Below are 1,600 nucleotides of genomic sequence, written 5' to 3'. Positions count from 1 at the left end.
CGCCTCGAACGCTTCCGCGACGCGCGCCCACTCCGGCTTCTCCACCTGCTTCGCCATGCCCGGCAGCGTCCGCCGCGCGCCGCTACCCCGGCAATCCCTCACGGCACGTCGTTGGCCGGACGGTTACTGCTCTACGCCAAGCTCAAGGAGTTCAAGAAGAGCGAACAACACTATGAAACATTCGTGACGCTGACTCCTGACGGCTATCCCAAGAGAGACCGCGTCATCGAGATCCTGAAGAACAACTCCCCATGAAACTGTCTGCATTCTCCGTCCCCCTCAGTTGAACTCAGGCCCCCCATCCATGGCACTCCAGGCAGGCGACACCTTCGGGCGGTATGAACTGGTGTCCTGGCTGGGCCGGGGCGGCATGGCGGAGACATGGCGCGCCCAGTTGGTCGGTGACGCGGGCGTCACCAAGCCCGTGCTCATCAAGAAGGTCCTTCCGGAGTACGCGGATGATGAGGCCTTCATCTCCATGTTCATCAACGAGGCGCGCATCTCCGCCACGCTGTCGCACGGCAACATCGCCCAGGTCTTCGACTTCGGACGGGTGGAGGGTGAGTACTTCCTGGCCATGGAGTTCGTGGACGGCCAGCCGCTCCACCGCGTGCTCAAGCGGGCCATGAAACAGGGAATGAGCGCCCTGCCCATTCCCGTCGCCGTGTTCATCGCGATGGAGATGTGCCGGGGGCTGCACTACGCGCACTCACGTACGGACAACAACGGCCGGCCCCTGGGCATCGTCCACCGGGACATCTCTCCGGACAACGTGCTGCTGGGCTACGAGGGTCAGGTCAAGATCGTCGACTTCGGCATCGCCAAGGCCCAGCTCATCCGGGGCTTCAAGACCGCGCCGGGAGTCGTGAAGGGCAAGTACCTCTTCTTCTCCCCGGAGCAGGCACGAGGAGAGGACGTGGACGCGCGCACGGACGTCTGGGCCACGGGGGTCGTGCTGTATGAGCTGCTCTGCGGGAAGCTGCCAGTGGAAGGCCCGCCCCCCGCTGTGATGATGCGGATCGGACGCGGCGAGTTCGCGGCCCCCAAGGTCTTGAGGCCCGACCTGCCGGACGCCTTGAATGAAATCCTGCTGCGAGCGCTCGCACCGACCTGGGACATGCGCTTCGAGTCCAGTCATGAGTTCGGGGATGCGCTGGCGGGGTTCCTCTACTCGAACTTCCCGCGCTTCTCCGCGATGACCGTTGCCCACCTGCTGCGCTCCCTCTTCAAGGCGGAGTTGTCTCAGGAAGGCCGGGAGCTGGCAGTGCCGCAGTCCTTCCTGGAGGAGATGAGCGCCTGGCGCTCTCCTCCGCCCACCGGGGCTCCTCGCAAGCGGAGCTCCCCGGCGCCAGGCGAGCCGCGCGCTTCACGCATTGAAACCCAGCCCTCCGGCTCGGAAACACCCGCTCCCATCCAGGAGGCGCCACGTCAGTTCTTCTACCCGCTGGCCCTGGCGACACTGGTGGGGATCGGCGGGTCCTGGTGGCTCCTGTCGAACGCCAATGCCCCGGAGGTCCAGCCCCTTCCCCTCTCTGCCAGGAGCATTCCGCAGCCTGTCAGGGAAATGCCCGCGACCCCGCCCGCGGTCACCCCTCCGCCC

The 1,600-nt window shown here is 65.8% G+C and carries 2 protein-coding genes; both read left to right on the top strand.

Translation table 11 applies throughout. The features are described 5' to 3' along the window. The coding region (locus D7Y11_RS43645) for a hypothetical protein (protein WP_158642068.1) at positions 1-255 on the top strand (255 nt) is incomplete at its 5' end. 49 nt (positions 256-304) lie between these two features. Beyond that, positions 305-1,600: serine/threonine-protein kinase (locus D7Y11_RS42550; protein ID WP_148139293.1), on the top strand; the 1,296-nt coding region annotated here is incomplete at its 3' end.

Source organism: Corallococcus sp. AB018 (genome assembly GCF_003986945.1).
GTDB classification, from domain to species: domain Bacteria; phylum Myxococcota; class Myxococcia; order Myxococcales; family Myxococcaceae; genus Corallococcus; species Corallococcus exiguus.
This window is presented reverse-complemented; position numbering and strand designations above follow the sequence as displayed.